General features: G+C 61.7%; 18 protein-coding genes and 1 pseudogene. 11 read left to right on the forward strand and 8 right to left on the reverse strand.

Annotated features, from left to right (window positions below):
* Positions 1–186: 186 nt before the first annotated feature.
* From rimP to infB, 4 genes and pseudogenes are all read left to right on the forward strand, one after another.
* Positions 187–723, forward strand: coding sequence for a ribosome maturation factor RimP (gene rimP / locus NTA49_RS16675; protein ID WP_261368386.1), 537 nt, complete (start codon positions 187–189; stop codon positions 721–723).
* Complete coding sequence (nusA, locus tag NTA49_RS16680) at positions 723–2,345, forward strand: transcription termination factor NusA (protein WP_258295944.1); 1,623 nt, start codon at positions 723–725, stop codon at positions 2,343–2,345. Before rimP ends, nusA begins: the two co-directional genes overlap by 1 nt.
* A 22-nt stretch (positions 2,346–2,367) precedes the next feature.
* Positions 2,368–2,990, forward strand: a pseudogene (locus tag NTA49_RS16685) (RNA-binding protein).
* 9 nt (positions 2,991–2,999) lie between these two features.
* The gene (gene infB, locus NTA49_RS16690; protein ID WP_258295946.1) at positions 3,000–5,486 is read left to right on the forward strand and encodes a translation initiation factor IF-2; all 2,487 of its coding nucleotides are present in this window, start codon (positions 3,000–3,002) and stop codon (positions 5,484–5,486) included.
* 343 nt (positions 5,487–5,829) lie between these two features.
* Here infB and NTA49_RS16695 read toward each other — a convergent pair whose 3' ends face one another.
* From NTA49_RS16695 to NTA49_RS16705, 3 genes are read right to left on the reverse strand one after another with little or no spacing between them, the layout of a single operon-like run.
* Positions 5,830–6,228, reverse strand: a complete 399-nt coding sequence (locus NTA49_RS16695) for a (deoxy)nucleoside triphosphate pyrophosphohydrolase (protein WP_258295947.1) — start codon at positions 6,226–6,228, stop codon at positions 5,830–5,832.
* A gap of 1 nt (position 6,229) precedes the next feature.
* Positions 6,230–7,456 (reverse strand): bifunctional glutamate N-acetyltransferase/amino-acid acetyltransferase ArgJ, encoded by a 1,227-nt coding sequence (argJ, locus tag NTA49_RS16700; protein ID WP_258295948.1) that lies wholly within the window; start codon positions 7,454–7,456, stop codon positions 6,230–6,232.
* A gap of 2 nt (positions 7,457–7,458) precedes the next feature.
* The gene (locus NTA49_RS16705) at positions 7,459–8,310 is read right to left on the reverse strand and encodes a peptidylprolyl isomerase (protein ID WP_258295949.1); all 852 of its coding nucleotides are present in this window, start codon (positions 8,308–8,310) and stop codon (positions 7,459–7,461) included.
* A gap of 195 nt (positions 8,311–8,505) precedes the next feature.
* Between NTA49_RS16705 and secA the strand changes: the two genes are divergently transcribed.
* The 3 genes from secA (at position 8,506) to NTA49_RS16720 (ending at position 13,888) form a co-directional block, all read left to right on the forward strand.
* Positions 8,506–11,214, forward strand: coding sequence for a preprotein translocase subunit SecA (gene secA / locus NTA49_RS16710; RefSeq protein ID WP_258295951.1), 2,709 nt, complete (start codon positions 8,506–8,508; stop codon positions 11,212–11,214).
* A 118-nt stretch (positions 11,215–11,332) separates the two neighbouring features.
* The gene (locus tag NTA49_RS16715) at positions 11,333–12,307 is read left to right on the forward strand and encodes a hypothetical protein (RefSeq protein WP_258295952.1); all 975 of its coding nucleotides are present in this window, start codon (positions 11,333–11,335) and stop codon (positions 12,305–12,307) included.
* 21 nt (positions 12,308–12,328) lie between these two features.
* Positions 12,329–13,888, forward strand: a complete 1,560-nt coding sequence (locus NTA49_RS16720; protein ID WP_258295953.1) for a phosphate ABC transporter substrate-binding/OmpA family protein — start codon at positions 12,329–12,331, stop codon at positions 13,886–13,888.
* Here NTA49_RS16720 and radC read toward each other — a convergent pair.
* The 3 genes from radC to dnaK all read right to left on the reverse strand — a co-directional run bounded on the left by radC (position 13,885) and on the right by dnaK (position 17,853).
* The gene (radC, locus tag NTA49_RS16725) at positions 13,885–14,634 is read right to left on the reverse strand and encodes a RadC family protein (RefSeq protein WP_258295954.1); all 750 of its coding nucleotides are present in this window, start codon (positions 14,632–14,634) and stop codon (positions 13,885–13,887) included. The genes NTA49_RS16720 and radC overlap by 4 nt on opposite strands.
* Before the next feature lie 76 nt (positions 14,635–14,710).
* Entirely contained in the window at positions 14,711–15,865 is a 1,155-nt protein-coding gene (gene dnaJ, locus NTA49_RS16730; RefSeq protein ID WP_258295955.1) for a molecular chaperone DnaJ, read from the reverse strand.
* Positions 15,866–15,942: 77 nt separating this feature from the next.
* A complete protein-coding gene (gene dnaK, locus NTA49_RS16735; protein ID WP_258295956.1) occupies positions 15,943–17,853 on the reverse strand; it encodes a molecular chaperone DnaK in 1,911 nt (636 codons plus the stop codon).
* 188 nt (positions 17,854–18,041) lie between these two features.
* Between dnaK and NTA49_RS16740 the strand changes: the two genes are divergently transcribed.
* Positions 18,042–18,644 carry an alpha-ketoglutarate-dependent dioxygenase AlkB family protein gene (locus tag NTA49_RS16740; protein WP_258295957.1) on the forward strand — a complete coding sequence of 201 codons (603 nt, stop codon included), beginning with the start codon at positions 18,042–18,044 and terminating at the stop codon, positions 18,642–18,644.
* On the opposite strand, the gene NTA49_RS16745 is transcribed toward NTA49_RS16740, so the two are convergent.
* Complete coding sequence (locus tag NTA49_RS16745) at positions 18,641–19,240, reverse strand: COG3650 family protein (protein ID WP_258295958.1); 600 nt, start codon at positions 19,238–19,240, stop codon at positions 18,641–18,643. The two genes, NTA49_RS16740 and NTA49_RS16745, sit on opposite strands and share 4 nt — an antisense overlap.
* Positions 19,240–20,064, reverse strand: coding sequence for an ABC transporter permease (locus NTA49_RS16750; protein ID WP_258295959.1), 825 nt, complete (start codon positions 20,062–20,064; stop codon positions 19,240–19,242). Before NTA49_RS16750 ends, NTA49_RS16745 begins: the two co-directional genes overlap by 1 nt.
* A gap of 118 nt (positions 20,065–20,182) precedes the next feature.
* Between NTA49_RS16750 and cysQ the strand changes: the two genes are divergently transcribed.
* The 3 genes from cysQ to NTA49_RS16765 are packed head-to-tail and all read left to right on the forward strand — an operon-like array spanning position 20,183 to position 22,847.
* Entirely contained in the window at positions 20,183–20,980 is a 798-nt protein-coding gene (cysQ, locus tag NTA49_RS16755; RefSeq protein WP_258295960.1) for a 3'(2'),5'-bisphosphate nucleotidase CysQ, read from the forward strand.
* Positions 20,980–21,783 (forward strand): 3-deoxy-manno-octulosonate cytidylyltransferase, encoded by an 804-nt coding sequence (locus NTA49_RS16760; RefSeq protein WP_258295961.1) that lies wholly within the window; start codon positions 20,980–20,982, stop codon positions 21,781–21,783. Before cysQ ends, NTA49_RS16760 begins: the two co-directional genes overlap by 1 nt.
* On the forward strand, positions 21,780–22,847 hold the full coding sequence (locus tag NTA49_RS16765) for a glycosyltransferase family 2 protein (RefSeq protein WP_258295962.1): 1,068 nt from the start codon (positions 21,780–21,782) through the stop codon (positions 22,845–22,847). The genes NTA49_RS16760 and NTA49_RS16765 overlap by 4 nt, the downstream gene beginning before the upstream one ends.
* Positions 22,848–22,950 lie beyond the last annotated feature (103 nt).

Raw genomic sequence — 22,950 nt, forward strand, 5'->3', positions numbered from 1 at the left:
GGCTTGCAGTTGCAGGCCGCTCGGCGTATATGGCCTTCAACAGCGGCGCGCTGGGGTCCAAACCCGACGCTCCACCGAGAAAGAGCAACGGGCCGCGCGCCCGTTTTTTTGTGTCTTATTATATCTGCCTGGACCTGACCCGTGACCGTAAACGACCTGATAGCCAAAGCCGCCATCGACCGCCGCATGGCCGAGATCATCACTCCGGTGATCGAGGATCTCGGGTTCGAACTGGTGCGCGTCCGCCTGATGAGCGGCAAGGAATCGATTCTGCAGATCATGGCCGAACGTCCCGAAGGCGGGATCGAGGTGGATGATCTGGCCGAAATCTCGACCGCCGTCAGCGCCACGCTGGACGTCGAAGACCCTATTCTGGACACATATACGCTGGAGGTTTCCAGCCCCGGCATCGACCGTCCGCTGACCCGTCTTAAGGATTTCGCGACCTTCGAAGGCTACGAGGCGAAGCTGGAAACCGACGAGTTGATCGACGGGCGCCGCCGCTTCAAGGGCGAGTTGGCAGGCGTCGAGGACGACGAGGTGCTGATCAACATCGAAGAAGGCACGATCGGTCTGAAATTCGAATGGCTCAGCGACGCCAAATTGGTGCTGACCGACGACCTGATCAAGGAAATGCTGCGCCAACGCAAAAAGGCGGGCGTTCTGAACGAAGACGCATATGACGATATTGAGACCGAAGGGTCCGATGAGGAGAATGACTGATGGCTATTACATCTGCAAACCAGCTTGAGCTGTTGCAAACCGCCGAGGCTGTTGCCCGCGAAAAGATGATCGACCCTGGTCTGGTCATCGAAGCGATGGAAGAGTCGCTCGCCCGTGCCGCCAAGAGCCGTTACGGCGCGGAAATGGACATTCGTGTTTCGATCGACCGCAAGACAGGTCGCGCGACCTTTACCCGCGTGCGCACAGTTGTCGCGGATGAGGATATGGAAAACTATCAGTCCGAGTTCACCGTCGAGCAGGCCAAGCAGTACATGGCCGAGCCCACCATCGGTGACACGCTGGTCGAAGAAGTGCCGCCCGTGGAAATGGGCCGGATCGCCGCGCAGTCGGCCAAGCAGGTGATTCTGCAAAAGGTCCGCGAAGCCGAGCGTGACCGTCAGTACGAAGAATTCAAGGACCGCGCGGGCACGATCATCAACGGTCTGGTCAAGCGCGAGGAATACGGCAACGTCATCGTCGACGTGGGTGCCGGCGAAGCGATCCTGCGCCGCAACGAGAAGATCGGCCGCGAAAGCTATCGCCCGAACGACCGTATCCGCGTCTACATCAAGGACGTGCGCCGCGAACAGCGCGGACCGCAGATCTTCCTGTCGCGCACGGCGCCCGAATTCATGGCCGAGCTGTTCAAGATGGAAGTGCCCGAAATCTATGACGGCATCATCGAGATCAAGGCCGTGGCCCGTGACCCCGGTTCGCGCGCCAAGATCGCGGTGATCAGCTATGACAGTTCGATCGACCCGGTCGGTGCCTGCGTTGGTATGCGCGGCAGCCGGGTTCAGGCCGTCGTGAACGAACTGCAGGGTGAAAAGATCGACATCATCCCGTGGAACGACGATCAGCCGACGTTCCTGGTGAACGCGCTGCAGCCCGCCGAGGTGACCAAGGTGGTTCTGGACGAAGAAGCCGGCAAGATCGAAGTCGTGGTGCCCGAAGAGCAGCTGTCGCTGGCCATTGGCCGTCGCGGTCAGAACGTGCGTCTGGCGTCGCAGCTGACGGGTCTGGACATCGACATCATGACCGAAGCCGAAGAATCGGCGCGTCGTCAGGCCGAGTTCGAGCTGCGCACCAAGCTGTTCATGGACACGCTGGATCTGGACGAGTTCTTTGCCCAGCTTCTGGTGGCCGAAGGGTTCACCAGCCTCGAAGAGGTCGCCTATGTCGAGCAGGATGAACTGCTTGTCATCGACGGGGTCGATTCGGATACTGCGAACGAGCTTCAGGCGCGTGCCCAGGATGTGCTGGCCGAGCAGAACAAGGCGGCGCTGGCCGCGGCCCGCGAGTTGGGTGTCGAGGACAGCCTGGTTGAATTTGAGGGCCTGACACCCCAAATGATCGAGGCACTGGCCAAGGATGACGTAAAGACGCTGGAAGACTTTGCAACCTGCGCTGACTGGGAACTGGCTGGTGGCTGGACCACGGTGAACGGCGAGCGTGTGAAGGACGATGGCGTTCTGGAGCCTTTCGATATCAGCCTGGAAGAAGCGCAGACCATGATCATGACCGCGCGTGTCCTGCTGGGCTGGGTCGATCCCACCGAGCTGGACGCAGGCGAAGAAGATCTGGACGACGAAGACGGCGAAACCGAGGAGGCCGAGGCCTGATCGCGGGCCTCGGGAAGAGCTGATGGGACGCGGTGGCGCCACCAAAGACCGCGAAGACGGTCCTGAACGCAAGTGCATTGCCACGGGCGAGGTCCAGCCGAAATACGGGCTGGTTCGCTTTGTGGTGGGACCGGATGCGCAGATTTTCCCGGATATCGCGGGAAAATTGCCCGGTCGCGGCATTTATGTCGCGGCAGACCGCGAGGCGATTGAGAAGGCCGTGACCAAGAAGCTGTTTTCGCGCGGTGCGAAGATGCAGGTCACGGTGCCCGAGGATCTGGTGGACGAGGTGGAACGCCAGCTTGCGCGCCGTGTCGTCGACCTGATCGCGCTGTCGCGCAAGTCCGGCCGCGCCGTGGCGGGCTATGAAAAGGTCAAGACCTGGCTTCAGACCGAAGAGGCCGAGGTCCTGATCCAGGCTGTGGACGGATCGGCCCGCGGCAAGACGAAATTGAGCACGCCGCACTATGGCAGCTATATTGGCTGGCTCAGCGCGGATGAATTGGGTTTGGCATTCGGACGTCAAACTGTGATACATGGGGCGCTCGCCTCTGGTGGACTCACGCAACGTGTTGTAGAGGAAGCCCGAAGGCTGAAGGGTTTGCGCCCAAATGCATAGATGGCAGGGGCCATCTGGAAGGATAGACGAGCTAGATGAGCGATACAGACGGTAAGAAGACATTGGGACTGCGCGGTGGCGCGCGTCCGGGGAACGTGAAACAGAGTTTCAGCCACGGGCGGACCAAGAACGTCGTCGTCGAAACCAAACGCAAGCGCGTTGTGGTGCCCAAGACAGGTGCGGCCAAAGGCGGCTCCGGCAACCCATCGCTGGGTGATCCGGCCAAACGCCCTGCCGGGATCACCGATGCGGAAATGGAACGTCGCCTGAAGGCCGTTCAGGCTGCACGGTCGCGCGAGGTCGAAGAGGCCGCCGCACGCGAAGCGGAAGAAAAAGCACGCGCCGAAGACCGCGAGCGCCGCCGCGCCGAGCAGGAAGCGAAAGAACAGGAAGAGCGCGACCGCGAGGAAAGCCTCAAGGCGAAGGCCGAAGAGGAAGAACGCAAGAAGCGCGAAGCCGAAGCTGCCGCACAGGCAGCTGCCGCGCCTGCTCCTGCCGCGACGGAACAGCCGCAGCGTGCCGCGCCCTCTTCGCGCCCCGCGGCGCAGGACGCGACAGCCCGCAAGAAAGACCGCGATGCCGATCAGCGTACAACCCGCACCAAGGGTGCAGATGATGGTCGCCGGTCCGGCAAGCTGACGCTGAACCAGGCTCTGTCCGGTGGCGAAGGTGGCCGTCAGCGTTCGATGGCCGCGATGAAGCGCAAGCAAGAGCGCGCGCGTCAAAAAGCGATGGGTGGATCGGTCGAGCGTGAAAAGGTCACGCGCACCGTCAACCTGCCCGAGGCGATTGTCGTGTCCGAGCTGGCCAACCGTATGGCCGAGCGTGTGGGCGATGTCGTCAAATCGCTGATGCAAATGGGCATGATGGTCACGCAGAACCAGACCATCGACGCCGACACTGCCGAGCTGATCATCGAAGAGTTCGGCCACACCGTGAACCGCGTGTCCGACGCAGACGTCGAACAGGTGATCAACGAGGTGCAAGACAAGGCCGAGGATCTGCAACCGCGTCCTCCGGTCATTACGATCATGGGCCACGTCGACCACGGCAAGACGTCTTTGCTGGATGCGATCCGCAACGCCAAGGTCGTCGCGGGCGAAGCCGGTGGCATCACCCAGCACATCGGGGCCTATCAGGTCGTGACCGACACCGGTGCCGTGCTGTCGTTCCTCGACACGCCGGGCCACGCGGCGTTCACGTCGATGCGTTCGCGCGGCGCTCAGGTCACGGATATCGTGGTTCTGGTGGTTGCGGCGGATGACGCCGTGATGCCGCAGACGGTCGAGGCGATCAACCACGCCAAGGCCGCGAAGGTTCCGATGATCGTCGCGATCAACAAGATCGACAAGCCTGGTGCGAACCCCGACAAGGTGCGGACAGATCTGCTGCAGCACGAAGTCATCGTCGAGAAGATGTCGGGCGAAGTGCAGGACGTTGAGGTCTCGGCCATCAACGGCGACGGTCTGGACGATCTGCTGGAGGCCATCGCGCTGCAGTCGGAACTGCTGGAACTGAAAGCCAACCCCAATCGCGCCGCCCAAGGTGCCGTGATCGAGGCGCAGCTGGACGTGGGCCGTGGCCCCGTCGCCACGGTTCTGATCCAGAACGGCACATTGCGTCAGGGCGACATTTTTGTTGTGGGCGAGCAGTACGGCAAGGTCCGTGCGCTGATCAACGACAAGGGCGAGCGGATCAAGGAAGCCGGTCCATCGGTTCCCGTCGAGGTTCTGGGCCTGAACGGCACGCCCGAAGCGGGCGACGTTCTGAACGTGACATCGACCGAAGCGCAGGCGCGTGAAATCGCTGAATACCGCTCGAAGGCAGCCAAAGACAAACGTGCCGCTGCCGGTGCCGCCACGACGCTGGAACAGCTGATGGCGAACGCCAAGGAAAACGAGAACGTCAGCGAACTGCCAATTCTGGTCAAGGCAGACGTTCAGGGTTCGGCAGAGGCAATCGTTCAGGCGATGGAGAAGATCGGCAACGACGAGGTGCGCGTGCGCGTGCTGCACTCGGGTGTCGGTGCCATTACCGAAACCGACGTGGGTCTGGCCGAAGCATCGGGCGCGCCTATCATGGGCTTCAACGTGCGGGCCAACGCGTCTGCACGTAACACCGCCAACCAGAAGGGCGTTGAGATCCGGTATTATTCGGTGATCTACGACCTGGTGGACGACGTGAAGGCAGCCGCATCCGGTCTGCTGAGCAACGAAATCAAGGAAAACTTCATTGGCTACGCCAACATCAAGGAAGTCTTCAAGGTCACGGGCATCGGCAAGGTCGCGGGCTGTCTGGTCACCGAAGGCGTCGCACGCCGCAGCGCCGGTGTGCGTCTGCTGCGCGACAACGTCGTGGTTCACGAGGGCACGCTGAAAACGCTCAAGCGCTTCAAGGATGAAGTCTCCGAAGTGCAGTCCGGGCAAGAGTGCGGCATGGCGTTCGACCACTATGACGACATTCGCGAAGGCGATGTGATCGAGATCTTCGAACGCGAGGAGGTCACGCGTACCCTCGCGTGATCCACCACAACCTATTCGACAGTCAAAAAAAGGGACGGAGCCGCGAGGATCCGTCCCTTTTTATTTTCCGTGAGTTACTTTTCAGGCGGCGGCGTTAACCGGAGCGCCCGAAAAAATTCGACCATCGACATTCACGCTCATGCGGCCATCCGGCAACATGCGCACGAATGTACCCTGAACGAAGACGCAACTGCCCAACAAGATTGTTTTTAGCATATTTCTCTCTCCCCAAATACGCTCGTAGCTTCATAAAGAGGCAAAAAACAAATTATGTCATTAAAAATTTAAAATACATTAACAAAAAGGTGATTATCCCGAAAACCGCGATAACCGCACGAGCTTGTTACAGCCAGTCCCGCAGAATCGGGATCAACGGCACGTCCGCGGCGGGCATGGGATAGGATTTCAGGTCATTCGGCCTGACCCATTTCAGCGCCTGGTTCTCTTTCGACATCGGCGTGCCGCCCCATCTGCGGCAGGCAAAGAGCGGCATCAACAGATGGAAATCGTCATAGCTGTGGCTGGCGAAGGTGAGCGGGGCAAGACAGCTTTGCCAGGTTTCGATCCCGAGTTCTTCATTCAGTTCGCGGATCAGCGCCGCCTCGGGGGTCTCACCGGCTTCGACCTTGCCGCCGGGAAGCTCCCACAGTCCTGCCATCGACTTGCCCTCGGGACGTTGTGCCAGCAGCACACGCCCGTCCACGTCGATCAGCGCGACGGCAGAGACCAGTACGACCTTCATCTTAGGAACGGTAGTCGGCGTTGATGTCGATATAGGCGTGGGTCAGATCGCAGGTCCAGACGGTCGCTACGGCCTCTCCCAGCCCCAGATCGACGGATATGTTGATCTCTTCGCCCTTCATATGCGCGGCTGCATCGGCTTCGGAATAGGACGGGCTGACCCAACCGTTTTCCGCCACGACCACATCGCCAAAGCGGATGCTGAGCAGATCGCGGTCTGCCGGGGCGCCGGATTTGCCGATTGCCATGACGACACGGCCCCAGTTCGGGTCCTGACCTGCAATCGCGGTTTTCACCAACGGAGAGTTTGCAATCGCCATCGCGTGGATCTTGGCGTTCACGGCTGTGTCGGCGCCGCTTACGGTGATCTCGACGAACTTGGTCGCACCTTCGCCGTCGCGCACGACCTGAAACGCCAGATCCTGCATCAGGGTGTGGACGGCGTCTGCAAAGGTCGAATCGCCGGTCACATCCACACCGGAGGCACCCGTTGCAGCCATCAGCAGGCTGTCCGAGGTCGAGGTGTCGCTGTCCACCGTGATGCAGTTGAACGTGTAGTCGGCAGCGCTGGAGACGATGGCCTGCAGGTTGTCCTGCGCGATCTTGGCGTCGGTGAAGATATAGACCAGCATAGTCGCCATGTCGGGCGCGATCATGCCCGACCCCTTGGCGATGCCCGCGATGGTCACGGTCTGCCCGCCGACCTCGACGGTTTGCACCGCGCCCTTGGGGTAGGTGTCCGTGGTCATGATGGCACGGGCCGCGTCGGCGATGCCGCCTGCGTCCTGTGCTGCGTCCAGTTCGGCCAGCTTGGCGATCACGCGGTCATGCGGCAACGGCTCTCCGATAACCCCGGTGGACGAGGTAAAGACACGCTCGGGTGGGACGCCGCAGGTGGTCGCAACAGCCTCGGCGATGGCCGCCACGGATTCGACGCCGTGTTTGCCGGTGAACGCATTGGCATTGCCCGAGTTCACGAGGATCGCGGCACCGCTGTAAGGTTCAAGCCCGACCTTGTTCTGGCAATCCAACACTGGGGCCGACCGCGTGGACGAGCGTGTGAACACACCCGCAATCGCGGTGCCCGGCACCAGTTTGGCCAGCATCAGGTCGGTGCGCCCGGCGTACCTGACGCCGGCCGCAACAGTGGCAAAAGTCACACCGTCTACCACCGGCAGATCGGGAAAGCGTTCAGGCGCCAGCGGGGAAAGTGCGATTTTGCCAGCCATGTTTATTCGCCCAGTGTCAAAGTGCTGAGAACCGAAGGATCAATGCCGTCCGCGCCCGAACGGTCAACTTCGGCGTCGGCCACCAAAGCATCGACGGCGGCGGTCACGGCTTCCGAGCGTACCTGCTGCTCAAGATCGGCGCGGACCTCTTCCAGCGCGGGCGCTTCGGCGTTGCGGACCTCGTTCAGCTTGATCACGTGCCAGCCGAACTGTGTCTGGACCGGGTCGGACACCTCGCCTGCTTCCATTGCCGCGACGGCAGTTTCAAATTCGGGGACCATGGCACCTGCGCCGAACCAACCAAGCGAACCGCCGCCGGGGCCTGATGGGCCGGTGGATTTTTCGCGCGCGGTGGCTGCGAAATCAGCGCCGCCTTTGACTTCCTCGACGATGGCCTGGGCCTCTTCCTGGGTCTCGACCAGAATGTGGCTGGCGTTGTATTCGGTCGTCGGCTCAGCGTTGGCGTAGGTCGCGTCATAGGCGGCTTGAACCGCGTCTTCCGTAACTGCAGAGGCCAGAATATTCTCGATGGCTTCACCCGCGATCAGAGAGCGACGTTCGTTTTCCAATGACAATTCAACGCGGTTCGGCACATCGCCGTCAAAGCTTTGCTGCAGGGCAGTCTGCTGGACAAGCTGGTCGAGGATGCCGGGAAACAGCACTTCGTCGGGCAGCTGCTGGTATTGTTCGGGCAGCGTCAGCTTGGCGACCAGCATGTGACCCAGCGTGATGTCGACACCATCGACGGTGGCCACCACGGTGGAGAGTTCAGGAGTTTCTTCCTGCGCGTGCAGCGGCTGCGAAAGGGTGAGGGCGACCGCGACGGCGGGCAGAATGGCAAAGCGTTTCAGCATGGAATGGTCCTGTTCAGTTGCTGCCGCGCTCTGGACGACCCCTCGTGGCCGGACGCGACATTGACACGGTTTCATGTGACCCTTACATCGCCCTATGGGCGCGGCCAGGATCGGCTTGACCCTGTATCTATGGGCTGCACGTGGCGCCGACAAGCAGATGCTGCGCAACCTGACACAAGATCGGCTGGAGAACGCATGCTCGGTATCGGAACACTCGCCAAAAAAGTCTTTGGGACCCCCAACGACCGACTGATCAAATCGGTGCGACCGCTGGTCGAGCAGATCAACGCGCTGGAGCCCGAGTTCGAGGCGCTGAGCGACGAGGGTTTGAAGGACAAGACAGAGGCGCTGGCCAAGCGCGCGCTGGAGGGCGAGAGCCTGGACGATCTGCTGCCCGCGGCCTTTGCCAACTGTCGCGAAGCGGCGCGCCGTGCCTTGGGGTTGCGGGCGTTCGACACGCAGCTGATGGGCGCGATCTTCCTGCACCGCGGCAACATAGCCGAGCAAAAGACCGGCGAGGGCAAGACCCTGACTGCCTCGTTCGCCGCCTATCTGAACGCGCTGACCGGCAAGGGCGTGCACGTCGTGACTGTCAACGAATATCTGGCCAAACGGGACGCCGAATGGATGGGCAAGGTGTTCGCGCAGCTTGGCCTGACCACCGGTGTCGCCTGGAGCGGTATGGGAGAGGACAACAAGCGCGCGGCCTATGCCAGCGACGTCACTTATGCCACCAACAACGAGCTTGGGTTCGACTATCTGCGCGACAACATGAAGAGCGAACTGAACCAGATGGTTCAGCGCGGTCACAACTTTGCGATCGTGGACGAAGTCGACAGTATCCTGATCGACGAGGCGCGCACGCCGCTGATCATCTCGGGTCCGCTGGACGACCGGTCCGAGCTGTACCAGACCATCGACGCGGTTATCCCGTCGCTGGACGAGACGCATTTTACCGTCGACGAAAAGACCCGCAACGTGTCGTTCACCGAAGAGGGCAACGAGTTTCTCGAAGAGCAGTTGCGCGCGCGCGGTCTGATCGAAGAGGGCATGACCCTCTATGATCCCGAAAGCACGTCCATCGTGCACCACGTCAACCAGGGTCTGCGGGCGCACAAGCTGTTCACCAAGGACAAGGACTATATTGTCCGCGACGACGAGGTCGTGCTGATCGACGAATTCACCGGCCGCATGATGGCGGGCCGTCGTCTGTCCGAAGGTCTGCACCAGGCCATCGAAGCCAAGGAAGGCGTGAAGATCCAGCCCGAGAACGTGACGCTGGCGAGCGTGACCTTTCAGAACTATTTCCGGCTTTACAACAAGTTGGCGGGCATGACCGGCACCGCCCTGACCGAAGCCGACGAATTCATGGAAATCTACGGTCTGGGCGTGATCGAAATCCCGACCAACCGCCCGATTGCGCGTGTCGATCAGGACGACAGGGTGTACCGCACCGGCACCGAGAAATACGTGGCGATGATCGAAGAGATCAAGAAGGCCCACGAGAAAGGCCAGCCCGTGCTGGTCGGGACCACGTCCATCGACAAGTCCGAGATGTTCAGCGCGATGCTCAAGGAAAAGGGCATCACGCATAACGTCCTGAACGCGCGTCAGCACGAACAGGAAGCGCAGATTATCGCCGATGCGGGCAAGTTCGGTGCGGTGACCATCGCCACCAACATGGCCGGACGGGGCACCGACATTCAGCTGGGTGGGAACGTAGATCTGAAAGTTCTTGAGGCGCTGACCGCCGACCCAGATGCAGATCCTGACGCCATCCGCGCACGGATCGAGGCCGAGCATGAAGAGGAAAAGCAGAAAGTACTCGAGGCGGGCGGTCTGTTCGTTCTGGCGTCCGAACGTCACGAAAGCCGACGCATCGACAACCAGCTGCGTGGCCGTTCGGGCCGTCAGGGTGATCCGGGACGCACGTCGTTCTATCTGTCGCTCGAAGATGACCTGATGCGCATCTTCGGCTCTGACCGCCTGGACAAGGTTCTGAAAACCCTAGGCATGGAAGAGGGCGAAGCGATCATCCACCCCTGGGTGAACAAATCGCTGGAACGCGCACAGGCGAAGGTCGAAGGCCGCAACTTTGACATGCGCAAGCAGTTGCTGAAATTCGACGACGTCATGAACGACCAGCGCAAGGTGGTCTTTAGCCAGCGCCGCGACATCATGGAGGCCGAAGACCTGTCCGAGATCACGTCGGACATGCGCGAGCAGGTGATCGACGATCTGATCGACCAGTACATGCCGCAGGGCACCTATGCTGACCAATGGGACACCGAAGGGCTCCATACCGCCGTGACCGAAACCCTTGGCGTCGATGTGCCGGTCAAGGCCTGGGCCGACGAAGACGGCGTGGACGACGAACAGGTGCGCGAACGTCTGATCGAGGCCACCGACAAGCTGATGGCGCAAAAGCTTGAACAGTTTGGGCCCGAGAACATGCGCATGATCGAAAAGCAGATCCTGTTGCAGGCCATCGACGGCAAATGGCGGGAACACCTGCTGACACTGGATCACCTGCGGTCAGTCGTGGGTTTCCGCGGCTATGCGCAGCGCGATCCGCTGAACGAATACAAGAACGAGGCATTCCAGCTGTTCGAGGTGATGCTGGACAGCCTGCGCGAGGATGTGACCCAGAAGCTGGCGCAGATTCGTCCGATGTCGGAAGAAGAGCGGGCCGAGATGCTGGCGCAGGCCGCCGCACAACAGGCTGAATTGCAAAAGGCCGCCCAGCAGGCACAGGACGCGCAGACGCCCGCCCCCTCTGCCGAAGCGGTTGCCGATGGCTTTGACGAAAACGACCCGACGACCTGGGGCAATCCTGGCCGGAACGAGCCCTGCCCCTGCGGTTCGGGCAAGAAGTTCAAGCACTGCCACGGGCGTCTCGACTGACACACACCACATTGCGCGCGTCACATTGGCGCCGCAATGACTCCGCAGCCGGGCCACAACTCGGCCCGGTTTGCCTGCCATATGCGATCTGAACCCAAAGATATGAGGGAAAAGATCAATGGCCTATCTCAAGAAGATCGTGACGGCGGGCGGCACCCTGGTTTGTGCGGCCAGTATCGGTTTCATCATGCAAAGCGGCGATACCGCCAATGAGCGCTATGGCGCGGCCAAGGCTGCTGGGACATCGGTGCCCGGTGTTCCTCAACGCGCAGCGCAGGATGGGCCGGTTCTGGACGTGCACGATATCACGCTGACATCCGCGCTGGACGGGCAAGCCGACGTCGCCTCGACCCCGAACACGACCACGACCACGGCGCTTGACGCGCCGGACACCGGCGATGCAGTGCCGGGCCGGTCCTGTGGTGTGACGGTTGCGGCCACGCCTTCGGGCCTCGGACTGGTCGATCTGGTTGTCGCGGCACCCTGCTTTCCCAACGAACGCCTGACGGTGCATCACAGCGGTCTGAAAGTGACCGAAACCACCGATGCTGAGGGCAATCTTGACCTTGCCATGCCTGCGCTTGTTGATCCTGCGGTGATCGTCGTGGCCTTCGCCAACGGCGACGGGGCCGTGGCACAGACCGATGTGCCGGGATTGGACGGGTTCGACCGTGTTGGTCTGCAATGGTCAGGTGCCGCCGGTTTCGAGGTTCATGCCCGCGAGTTCGGAGCACTGTATGGCAGCCAGCGCGACATCTGGGCCGGTGCGCCCGGCGATCCGGTGCAGGCAATCAGCGGCGAGGGCGGTTTCCTGATCCGTCTGGGCGACGAGACCGCGCCCGACGCGATGATGGCCGACATCTACACCTATCCGTCCGGCGCATCGCGTCACCAGGGCGTCGTCGATCTGAGCGTCGAGGCCGAGGTCAGCCTGTTCAATTGCGGTCTGGACATCGAGGCACAGTCGCTGGAAGTGCGCGATGGCAGCGTCGTCAGCCGTGATCTGACCCTTGCAGTGCCCGGTTGCGACACGATTGGCAGCTTTCTGGTATTGAACAATCTGATCGAAGACCTGAAAGTTGCGCAAAAGTAATTTGCGTTAAGAGGTTTCATCATGGTTTTGAAACGTGCGGCGGCCTACGCCGCACTTTTCCTTTTTGGCTGGTCTGCCTGTGCCCTTGCCCAGGACGTCGCGCTGACATCGCGCGATGGTGGGGTCGAGATCAGCGGCACGCTTTTGGGTTTCGACGGCGAATTCTACCGGCTTCAGACCGACTTTGGCGAGTTGACCGTGGACAGCTCCGGCGTGCTTTGTGACGGCCCGGCCTGTCCCAACCTTCAGGATTATGTGGCCGAACTGGCCCTGTCAGGATCGTCCACAATGGGGGCTGTCCTGATGCCTGCGCTGGTCGAGGGGTTCGCACAGCGTGCAGGTTACGACGCCGTGCGCGAGGATGTGGACCAGTTCCGGTTTACCTATCTTCTGACCAACATCGAAACCGGCAAGCTGGCCGCGCGGTTCAGGTTTCGGGTGACCACCACCGACGAAGGCTTTGCCGATCTGCTGGCGAATGAGGCTGATATCGTCATGGCCCTGCGCGAAATCCGCCCCACCGAACGCCAGCGCGCGCGCGAGGCGGGGATGGGCGACATGACGGGGCTGCACCGCAGCCGTGTTCTGGCGCTGGACGCCGTGGTGCCCGTGGTGGCACCCGACAATCCGGTGCGCAGTATCTCGCCTCTGGATCTGGCGCGGGCATTTGCGGGGCAGGTGACCAATTGGCAGGAACTGGGCGGCGTCGATGCCGCGATTTCCCTGCATCTGCCGCAGGCCGGGACCGGATTGGGGCAGGCTGTGGCTGATCACGTGATGATGCCGGTGCGGCTGGCGTTGGCCGACGACATCCTGCGGCATCCGCTGGGCACCGCCCTGGCCGAAGCCGTCGAGGATGATCCGTTCGCCCTGGGTATTTCCAGCTATGCCGAAGTCGGCAATACGGTGCCGCTGGTGCTGACCGGCGACTGCGGCTTTTCGCTGGAGGCGGGGCGGCGGACGATCAAGACCGAAGATTACCCGCTGACCGCGCCGATGTTTCTATACCTGCCCGCGCGGAGGCTGCCCCAGATCGCACGCGAGTTTCTGGCCTTTACCCGTGGCCCGACCGCGCAGGTGGTGATCCGGCGCGCGGGCTTTGTCGATCAGTCGCCCGAAGAAGTGCCGATCGACCTGCAGGGCAACCGTTTTGCCAACGCGATCAGTACCGCCGGGTCCGAGGTTCCGCTGGAAGAGTTGCAGCGGATGGTGCGCACGCTGGACGGTATGGCGCGACTGACCACCTCGTTCCGGTTCGAGGCGGGGTCGATCCGGCTGGACGCGCAATCGCGCAGTAACGTTCAGCAACTGGCCCGCGCGATGGAGGTGGGCACCTATGACGCGCGGCGCATTCTGTTCGTGGGGTTCAGCGACGGGGACGGGCCATCGGGCGCCAACCGCAACATTGCGCTGCGTCGTGCCGAAGCCGTGCGCCGTGCGATCACGCAAGCAGCTCAGACAGAAGACACCAGACGCGTGACGCTGGATGTCGATGCCTTTGGCGAGGCGCTGCCGATGGCCTGTGACGACAGCGCATGGGGCCGTCAGGCGAATCGCCGGGTCGAGGTCTGGGTGCGCTAAAGATACCCCTCTGATTTGAAGCTGAGCTCGCGGGATTTGCCGACGATCAGATGATCGTGCAGGGACAGGCCCAAGGCGACGCAGGCCGCTTCGATCTGTTGCGTCATCGTGATGTCGGACTGGCTGGGCGTCGGGTCGCCCGACGGGTGATTGTGGACCAGGATCAGCGCCGAGGCGTTCAGCTCAAGCGCGCGCTTGGCCACCTCGCGCGGGTAGACGGGCACGTGATCGACGGTGCCCTTGGCCTGTTCCTCGTCCGCGATCAGCACGTTCTTGCGATCCAGGTACAGCACGCGAAACTGTTCGGTCTCGCGATGGGCCATGGTGGTATGGCAATAGTCGATCAGCGCGTCCCAACTGGAAATCGCATGCTGGTTCAACACCTTGGCACGGGCCATCCGGTGTGCCGCGGCCTCGACGATCTTCAGTTCCACGATCACGGCGTCGCCGACACCATTGACCTCGCGCAGGCGCGGCTCGGGGGCGGTGACGACGCGGTTGAAGTCGCCGAATTTCTCCATCAGCGCATGGGCGAGCGGTTTCACGTCGCGCCGGGGAATGGCGCGGAACAGGACCAGTTCCAGCATTTCGTAATCGGGCAGGGCCTGCGCACCCCCGGCCATGAACCGCGCGCGCAGCCGGGCGCGGTGGTCGGCAATATACGACGGGGTCGGACCCGCTGACAGCGGCGCGGGCGTCGCCTCGTCAAAATCAAAGGGCAGGGGTTTTTCTGCAAAGCTGTTCATCGGCCAAGCTTGCAGCAGCGATGGTTACCGGACGGTTAACGCGAAACGTGAGGCAGGTTGCCCTGCCTCACGTCATTCAACCCTTCATAGAATCCCAGAAGGATTTAACCGATGAGAAAAAGCTGCTGGATTCGGGATTGTTCTCTTCCGAGAGATCCTCGAATTCGCGCAGCAGGTCTTTTTGACGGGTGGTCAGGTTTACCGGGGTCTCGACCGCCAGTTCGATGAACATGTCGCCGGGTCCGCCGCCGCGCAGGGCGGGCATCCCCTTGCTGCGCAGACGCATCTGGCGGCCGGACTGCGATCCGGCAGGGATCTGCACGCGGCCACGGCCACCGTCGATGGTCGGTACCTCGATGCTGCCGCCGAGGGCCGCGGTGCCCATGCTGACCGGAACGCGGCAATAAAGGTTGTTGCCGTCACGCTCGAACAGCTTGTGCTCTGCTACTTCGATGAAGATGTAGAGATCGCCGGTGGGCCCGCCGCGCATGCCTGCCTCGCCTTCGCCGGCCAGACGGATGCGGGTGCCGGTTTCGACACCTGCGGGGATGTTCACCGACAGCGCGCGGTCTTTTTCGATGCGCCCTGCGCCCTGACAGGCGCTGCAGGGGTTCTTGATGATCTGGCCCATGCCTGAACACGTGGGGCAGGTGCGTTCGACGGTAAAGAAACCCTGTTGCGCACGAACCTTGCCCATGCCGGAACAGGTCGGGCAGGTGGTGGGTTCTGCGCCGCTTTCGGCACCGGTGCCGTTGCAGACGTTGCAGGCCACCGAAGTTGGCACGTTGATGGTTTTCTGCAGACCGGCATAGGCATCTTCCAGCGAGACGCGCAGGTTATAGCGCAGGTCGGAACCGCGGGCCGCACGGCGTCCGCCGCCGCCGCGCTGGCCGCCCATGAAGTCACCGAAGAGGTCGTCGAAGACGTCGGAAAAGGCCGAGCCAAAGTCGCCCTGCCCGCCGCCGCCGCCAAAGCCGCCACCGGGACGTCCGCCGCCCATGCCGCCCTCGAATGCGGCATGGCCATAGCGGTCATAGGCTGCCTTCTTGTCGGCGTCCTTGAGAACCTCATAGGCCTCGTTGGCCTCTTTGAATTTGGATTCGGCTTCGGGGTTGTCGGCGTTGCGGTCGGGGTGCAGTTCCTTGGCCTTGGTCCGATAGCCCTTTTTGATCTCGTCTGCAGACGCGCCTTTTGCGACCCCAAGGACGTCGTAGTAATCACGTTTTGCCATGTGTCATGTCCTTGTCTGGAACGTCGAGGGCCGGCCCGGAGATCGGACCGGCCCTCTGAGTGGTTCCGTAGGTGAGCTTACGCGCGCTTGTCGTCGTCGAGGTCTTCGAACTCGGCATCGACGATATCGTCATCGTCGTTGCGCGGCTCGTCCGCGGCGTGCGGTGCCTCCTCGCCTTCGTCCTGAGCGGCCTTGTAGATCGCTTCGCCCAGTTTCATGGCGGCTTCGGTCACGTTCTGGATGCCCGACTTGATCTTGTCGACATTGTCGGTTTCCAGCTCGTCCTTCAGCGCGGCGATGGCCAACTCGATCGCTTCGACCGTGGTCGGATCGACCTTGTCAGAATGCTCTTCCACCGACTTTTCGGTCGAGTGGATCAGGCTTTCGGCCTGGTTCTTCGCTTCGATCAGGCTACGGCGCTCTTTGTCCGACTCTGCGTTCTCTTCCGCATCCTTGACCATTTTCTCGATGTCGGCATCGGTCAGACCGCCCGAAGCCTGGATCGTGATCTTCTGCTCTTTGCCGGTGCCCTTGTCCAAGGCGCCGACCGACACGATGCCGTTGGCGTCGATGTCGAAGGTTACTTCGATCTGGGGCATGCCGCGCGGTGCAGGCGGGATGTTTTCAAGGTTGAAGGCCCCGAGGATCTTGTTGTCGGCAGCCATTTCGCGTTCGCCCTGGAACACCCGGATGGTCACGGCGTTCTGGTTGTCTTCGGCGGTCGAGAAGATCTGCGACTTTTTCGTCGGGATCGTGGTGTTGCGGTCGATCAGACGGGTGAACACGCCACCCAGCGTTTCGATGCCCAGCGACAGCGGTGTCACGTCCAGCAGAACCACGTCCTTGACGTCACCCTGCAGAACACCGGCCTGAATGGCGGCACCGAGGGCCACGACCTCATCGGGGTTCACGCCCTTGTGGGGCTCCTTGCCGAAGAACTTGGTCACTTCCTCGATCACGCGGGGCATACGGGTCATACCGCCGACCAGAACGACCTCGTCGATGTCGGATGCCGACAGGCCCGCGTCTTTCAACGCAGCGGCGCAAGGTTTCATCGACGCCTTGATCAGATCACCGACCAGCGATTCCAGCTTGGCACGGGTCAGTTTCATGACCATGTGCAGCGGCTGACCGGTCGAGCCCATCGAGATGAACGGCTGGTTGATCTCGGTCTGCGACGAGGACGACAGTTCGATCTTGGCTTTCTCGGCAGCTTCTTTCAGACGCTGCAGGGCCATCTTGTCCTGTGTCAGATCGACGTTGTGTTCTTTTTTGAACTCGCCAGCCAGGTAGTTGACGATGCGCATGTCAAAGTCTTCACCACCAAGGAAGGTGTCGCCGTTGGTCGATTTCACTTCGAACAAGCCGTCGTCGATTTCCAGAATGGTCACGTCGAATGTACCGCCGCCAAGGTCATAGACCGCGATGGTTTGCGTGTTCTGCTTGTCGAGACCATAGGCCAGCGCGGCAGCTGTCGGTTCGTTGATGATCCGCAGCACTTCCAGACCGGCGATCTTGCCTGCGTCCTTGGTCGCCTGACGCTGGGCGTCGTTGAAATAGGCCGGAACGGTGATGACCGCTTGGGTCACTTCCTCGCCGAGGTACGATTCGGCGGTTTCTTTCATCTTGCCCAGGATAAAGGCCGAGATCTGGCTGGGCGAATATTTCTCACCTTTGGCCTGAACCCATGCGTCGCCGTTGCCGCCGTCGATGACGGTGAACGGCAGGTTCTTCTTGTCCTTGGCCAGATCCGCATCGTCGTTGCGACGGCCGATCAGACGCTTGACGCCAAAGATGGTGTTGTCTGGGTTGGTCACGGCCTGCCGTTTGGCGGGCTGACCGACAAGGCGCTCTTCATCCGTGAACGCGACAATAGAGGGCGTGGTGCGTGCCCCTTCGGCGTTTTCGATGACGCGCGGTTGGCTGCCGTCCATGATGGCGATGCAGCTGTTGGTGGTTCCAAGGTCAATACCGATGACTTTAGCCATATTTTCGATCCCTTTTTCTACTCAAGGCGATGACACGAGACATGGGCCCGTTTCGGCACCCAAGCCCCGAATGATATGTCACGAAGCGAAGTGCCCGTGCGGTTCGAAGGGTATATAAGGAGCGCAAAAGCACCCTGCAACCGGTCTTGGGGCGGCTTTTGGCTGAATTTTTCGGGTTTGGTGCTGATATGACGAAGTTGATCCTGCGGGACGTTGAAATTCACAAAGGTTTTCTGGACCGCGCGGCGCAGGAGCATGTGCTGGAGGCCGTGCGGGGTGTGGTACTCGCCGCGCCGCTGTTTCAGCCCGACACACCCTATGGCAAGCCGATGTCGGTTCGGATGACCTCGGCAGGCCGCTATGGCTGGTTTTCGGATCGCAGCGGCTATCGCTATGCGCAGCGCCATCCCAGCGGTGTGGATTGGCCGCCGGTGCCGCAGCCGGTGCTGGACATCTGGAACAGGCTGACGGGGCTGCAGCGGCAACCCGATTGCTGTCTGATCAACTATTACGGCGAAGGGGCGCGCATGGGTCTGCACCAAGACCGCGACGAGGCGGATTTTGCGTGGCCGGTCGTGTCGGTGTCGCTGGGTGATCCGGGGCTTTTCCGGGTCGGCAACCAGACCCGTGGCGGCAAAACCGAATCGGTCTGGCTGGAAAGCGGCGATGTGGTGGTGCTGGGCGGTGCCGCGCGGCTGACCTATCACGGGGTGGACCGGATCAAGTTCGGGGCGGGGTCGCTGTTGCCCAAGGGCGGGCGGATCAATCTGACGCTGCGGGTGGTGGATTAGGGCGCGAGGGAACAGCAGCCGGTCAGGTATCTGGGGCTGTCGCCGCCGGTCAGGACCAGCCCGATGGACAGGCCGAACAAGCGGTCGGACATTCCGTCGGAGCATTGCGCAGCATCAATGGTCGCTGTCATATTGCCCGCAGGACTGTGGCCCAGAATCGCAATGCTGTTGGTGGTGTTGGCAGCCGACAGTTCTGCGGTGGCCTGATAGGGCTGCGACCCTTGCCCGGGTTCGCGCAGGACATGAGTGGCCCCCAGCGTCAGGTTCCAGAAGGGTTCCGTTCCGAAACATTCGGCGCGCAGCGGGCTTGTGGCCTCCGCTTCGCGCTGCAGGAACCGCATCGACGTCCAGCCCGACTGTCCGCCGACATTCACCTGGCCCCAGCCCCTGTCGTCGGACAGCGCCACAATCTCGATCCCGGACTGGTCGTGCTGAAATTCGCCTATGATCTCGCTTTGTGCGTCAGGCGCTGCGCGCACGTTCAGCACGTCGTTACTGGCCACGTCGATCACGCGGTAGAGTGCGGGAAACTCAAATGCCAGAGAGGCCTGCGCCAGACCGATGATCAGCGACACTGCGACAGCCAGCGCCCGCATCAGCGCCGCGCATTCCAGCTGATCGAGGCATGGCGGCGGGTGTAGAATTCGCCCATCAGGCCCAGCATCAGCAGAACCAGCCCCACGTAGAACGGATATTCGACCGATGTGTGATGCGGCGCATAGTTGATGAATGCAAAGCCGCGCGCCTGATCAATGCAGTGAAACAGCGGGTTCCAGTCAAACATCGCCAGCATGAAGCTGGGCAGGGTATTCGCCACGAACATCTTGCCCGAAGCGATCATGTTGGCCCGTTGATAGACCAGCACGAAAATGTTGGTAAAGTTCGGAAACCAGGGTTTGACCGCCAGCACCAGGACCCCCAACGCAAGGCCGGTAAACCATGACAAGAGCAGCATGCCGAAGGCGGCAAGCGGCTGGTCGATCTCAAGCGGGACAAAGGCCACGTGGTAGATGAACAGGATCATGAACAGCGACAGCACCTGAATATAGAGCGTGCCCAGCGCCGCCGCGGCAATCGCTATGATCGTGTTCATCGGCGCGTGCTGCATCATCGGGCTTGCCGGTCCTTCAGAGCCTGCCACCGCGCCCAGCGTCTTGGTGTGGGTCATGAAAAGAAAGATGCCGGACATGATGTAGACCAGAAAATCGCCCCGCAGTGCTGCGCCACGCAGGCCCAGAACCGAAAACATCACGTAGAACGCCATCACGAAGATCACGGCCTGAAGCATGTTCATGCCGATCGCCAGAAAGGCGTTGTTATGCGTCTTGCGCACGTTGCGGACCACCGAATGATAGATCAGTTCGGCGATCACAAGGGTGGTGCCAAAGCCGGACTGCGGCTTGCGCGTGGACTGGAACATGTGCGGTCGTGCCTCTGATGGTGCGAATATCGCAGGGAAATCTTGCCGTTCCGTTAGTGGGGGACCATAAGGTGATCTTGCACATATTTCAATCTGGGCCGAGCAAGGAGATTTTTTCATGAATTACGAGACTTTGGTGCCTGTCATGCGCCGCCTGGCGCTGGAAGCGGGCGACACGATCATGGAAATCTACGGGGCAGACGATTTCGAGGTGAAAACCAAATCGGACGACAGCCCGGTGACCGCCGCAGACGAGGCCGCCGACGCGATCATCTCGGAGGGTCTGCGCGCGGCATTTCCCGACATGATGCTGGTGACCGAGGAACAATCGGCCACGCACAGCGCCAAGGGCGATACGTTCCTGATCGTCGATCCGCTCGACGGCACCAAGGAGTTCGTTCACCGCCGCGGCGATTTCACCGTAAACATCGCGCTGGTCGAAGACGGCAAACCGACGCGCGGCGTGGTCTATGCGCCCGCCAAGAACCGCATGTTCTTTACCCAGGCCAACGGTCAGACCGTGGAAGAGGCCGCGCCCTTCGACCACGACCTGATCGGATCTCTGACGCCCCTGTCGGTGTCCAAACCGGACAATGACGCGCTGATGGTCGTCGCGTCGAAGTCACACCGCGACCAGGCGACCGATGATTACATCAACAAATATGCCGTTCGAGACATGACCTCGGCCGGCTCGTCGCTGAAATTCTGCCTGATCGCCACGGGCGAGGCGGATCTGTATCCGCGTGTCGGCCGCACGATGGAATGGGACACCGCCGCAGGCCATGCGGTTCTGCTGGGTGCCGGCGGCAAGGTCGTGCGTTTCGATGATCACAGCGAATTGACCTATGGCAAGGAGGGGTACGCAAACCCGTTTTTCATCGCCTATTCCCCCGCTGTCGACCTTAAGCCCGCCTGATGTCGGTTCTGGTTGTCATTCCCGCCCGCTATGCCTCGACCCGCTATCCCGGCAAGCCTTTGGTGGCGCTGACCGGGGCCACCGGCGTGGCCTCCACGCTGATCGAACGCAGTTGGCGCGCCGCGATGTCGGTTCAGGGCGTCGACCGCGTGGTGGTGGCCACTGATGACGACAGGATCGCGCGGGCAGCCGAAGGGTTTGGCGCCGAGGTGGTGATGACCGCGCCGGAATGCGCCAATGGCACCGAACGCTGTGCCGAGGCACATGCGGTGCTGGGCAGCGGTTATGACGTGGTGGTGAACCTGCAGGGCGACGCGCCGCTGACACCGCCCTGGTTCGTCGAGGCGCTGATCGAGGCGATGCAGACCGCGCCCGATGCCGATATCGCCACGCCGGTGCTGCGCTGCGACGGGGCGACGTTGAACGGGTTTTTGGCCGACCGCAAGGCGGGCCGCGTCGGCGGCACCACGGCGGTGTTCGACCGCAACCGCAAGGCGCTGTATTTCAGCAAGGAAGTCATCCCATTCATCGGCACGGCGTATGCGGATGACGCCGCCGAGACGCCGGTGTTTCATCACGTGGGTGTCTATGCATACCGGCCTGCGGCGCTGGCGGACTATCCCAGCTGGTCCACTGGCCCGCTTGAGCAGCTTGAGGGACTGGAGCAGCTGCGGTTCATGGAAAGCGGCGGATCGGTTCTGTGCGTCGAGGTGGACGCGCGCGGTCGCCAGTTCTGGGAGCTGAACAACCCGCAGGACGTGCCCCGGATCGAAAAGATGATGGCCGAGATGGGTCTGGAATGACCCGACCGCCGGTCAGCGTGGTGATTGTCAGCCGCGGTCGACCGGATGCGCTTTGCTTATGTCTGACGGGGTGCATGCAGTTGCACTATGACCCGTTCGAGATCGTGGTCGTGGCCGACCCTGCGGGCGTTGCCGCAACGCAGGCGCTGCCCTTTGCCGATCGGATCAAGATTGTCGGCTTTGACGCCGCGAATATCTCGGCGGCGCGCAATGCGGGCATCGACGCGGCGGCGGGGGACATCGTCGCCTTTGTCGACGACGATGCGGTGCCGGAACCCACTTGGCTGCTGCATCTTGTGGCCGCGATGCAGCAGCACGACACTGTTGTCGCGGGCGGATTTGTGCGCGGGCGCAATGGCATTTCCTATCAATGGCAGGGGCGCACGCTGAACGCTGTGGGCGATGCGTCGGACCTGCCGATTGCAGGCACTGAGCCGATTGTCGTGCACCCCGGACCTGACCGCTGCGCCAAGACCGAGGGCACCAATATGGCGGTGCGCCGCGATGTGCTGGTCAGCCTGGGCGGGTTTGATCCGGCCTATCACTATTATTTGGATGAAACCGACCTGAATATGCTGCTGGGCCAGGCGGGGTATCCCTGTGCCATCGTGCCTCTGGCGCAGGTGCATCATGGCTTTGCCGCGAACACCCGTCGGCGCGCCGACCGGGTGCCCACCGACCTGTTCGATATCGGCGCCAGTTGGGCGGTGTTTGAGCGCAAGTTCATTCCGCAAGGGCAGCACCGGGAGCACTGGCAGCGCATTCGCATTTCTGAACGGAACCGAGCGTTGCGGCTGATGGTCAGCGGCCACATCGAGCCGCGCGCGGTCACGCAGCTGCTGTCGCGGCTGGACCAGGGGTATGATGCGGGCATGGCGCGTGAACCGGGGACAGGGTCACTGGCCGAAACGCCCGGTGCCCCGTTCCTGCGAATCGAGCCAGGGGCCAAGCCTTGCAGGTTCATCGCCACGCGCAGAATCGGTGCCGCCGAGGCCCGTGCAAAAGCCCGTCAGAGGGTGAAAGACGGCGAAACTGTTACGGTGTTGGTTTTCATTGAGAACTGACCCGGTATTTTCACCGAGATTTGACCCACCCTTTATTGTTTATCAGCGGTCATGATTTGGTCAATGGCTGCGTCTCCTTTCGTGTTTTCTTTGCAGCTTCTGA

It is taken from the genome of Pseudosulfitobacter koreensis, assembly GCF_024733015.1.
Lineage (GTDB): Bacteria > Pseudomonadota > Alphaproteobacteria > Rhodobacterales > Rhodobacteraceae > Pseudosulfitobacter > Pseudosulfitobacter koreensis.

Coding starts and splice junctions, on each gene's coding strand:
- NTA49_RS16765 (WP_258295962.1), top strand. CDS start 21,780: ATGACCCGACCGCCGGTCAGCGTGGTGATTGTCAGCCGCGGTCGACCG.
- cysQ (WP_258295960.1), top strand. CDS start 20,183: ATGAATTACGAGACTTTGGTGCCTGTCATGCGCCGCCTGGCGCTGGAA.
- secA (WP_258295951.1), top strand. CDS start 8,506: ATGCTCGGTATCGGAACACTCGCCAAAAAAGTCTTTGGGACCCCCAAC.
- NTA49_RS16715 (WP_258295952.1), top strand. CDS start 11,333: ATGGCCTATCTCAAGAAGATCGTGACGGCGGGCGGCACCCTGGTTTGT.
- nusA (WP_258295944.1), top strand. CDS start 723: ATGGCTATTACATCTGCAAACCAGCTTGAGCTGTTGCAAACCGCCGAG.
- infB (WP_258295946.1), top strand. CDS start 3,000: ATGAGCGATACAGACGGTAAGAAGACATTGGGACTGCGCGGTGGCGCG.
- NTA49_RS16705 (WP_258295949.1), bottom strand. CDS start 8,310: ATGCTGAAACGCTTTGCCATTCTGCCCGCCGTCGCGGTCGCCCTCACC.
- NTA49_RS16750 (WP_258295959.1), bottom strand. CDS start 20,064: ATGTTCCAGTCCACGCGCAAGCCGCAGTCCGGCTTTGGCACCACCCTT.
- NTA49_RS16740 (WP_258295957.1), top strand. CDS start 18,042: ATGACGAAGTTGATCCTGCGGGACGTTGAAATTCACAAAGGTTTTCTG.
- dnaJ (WP_258295955.1), bottom strand. CDS start 15,865: ATGGCAAAACGTGATTACTACGACGTCCTTGGGGTCGCAAAAGGCGCG.
- rimP (WP_261368386.1), top strand. CDS start 187: ATGGCCGAGATCATCACTCCGGTGATCGAGGATCTCGGGTTCGAACTG.
- NTA49_RS16745 (WP_258295958.1), bottom strand. CDS start 19,240: ATGCGGGCGCTGGCTGTCGCAGTGTCGCTGATCATCGGTCTGGCGCAG.
- dnaK (WP_258295956.1), bottom strand. CDS start 17,853: ATGGCTAAAGTCATCGGTATTGACCTTGGAACCACCAACAGCTGCATC.
- NTA49_RS16760 (WP_258295961.1), top strand. CDS start 20,980: ATGTCGGTTCTGGTTGTCATTCCCGCCCGCTATGCCTCGACCCGCTAT.
- NTA49_RS16695 (WP_258295947.1), bottom strand. CDS start 6,228: ATGAAGGTCGTACTGGTCTCTGCCGTCGCGCTGATCGACGTGGACGGG.
- radC (WP_258295954.1), bottom strand. CDS start 14,634: ATGAACAGCTTTGCAGAAAAACCCCTGCCCTTTGATTTTGACGAGGCG.
- NTA49_RS16720 (WP_258295953.1), top strand. CDS start 12,329: ATGGTTTTGAAACGTGCGGCGGCCTACGCCGCACTTTTCCTTTTTGGC.
- argJ (WP_258295948.1), bottom strand. CDS start 7,456: ATGGCTGGCAAAATCGCACTTTCCCCGCTGGCGCCTGAACGCTTTCCC.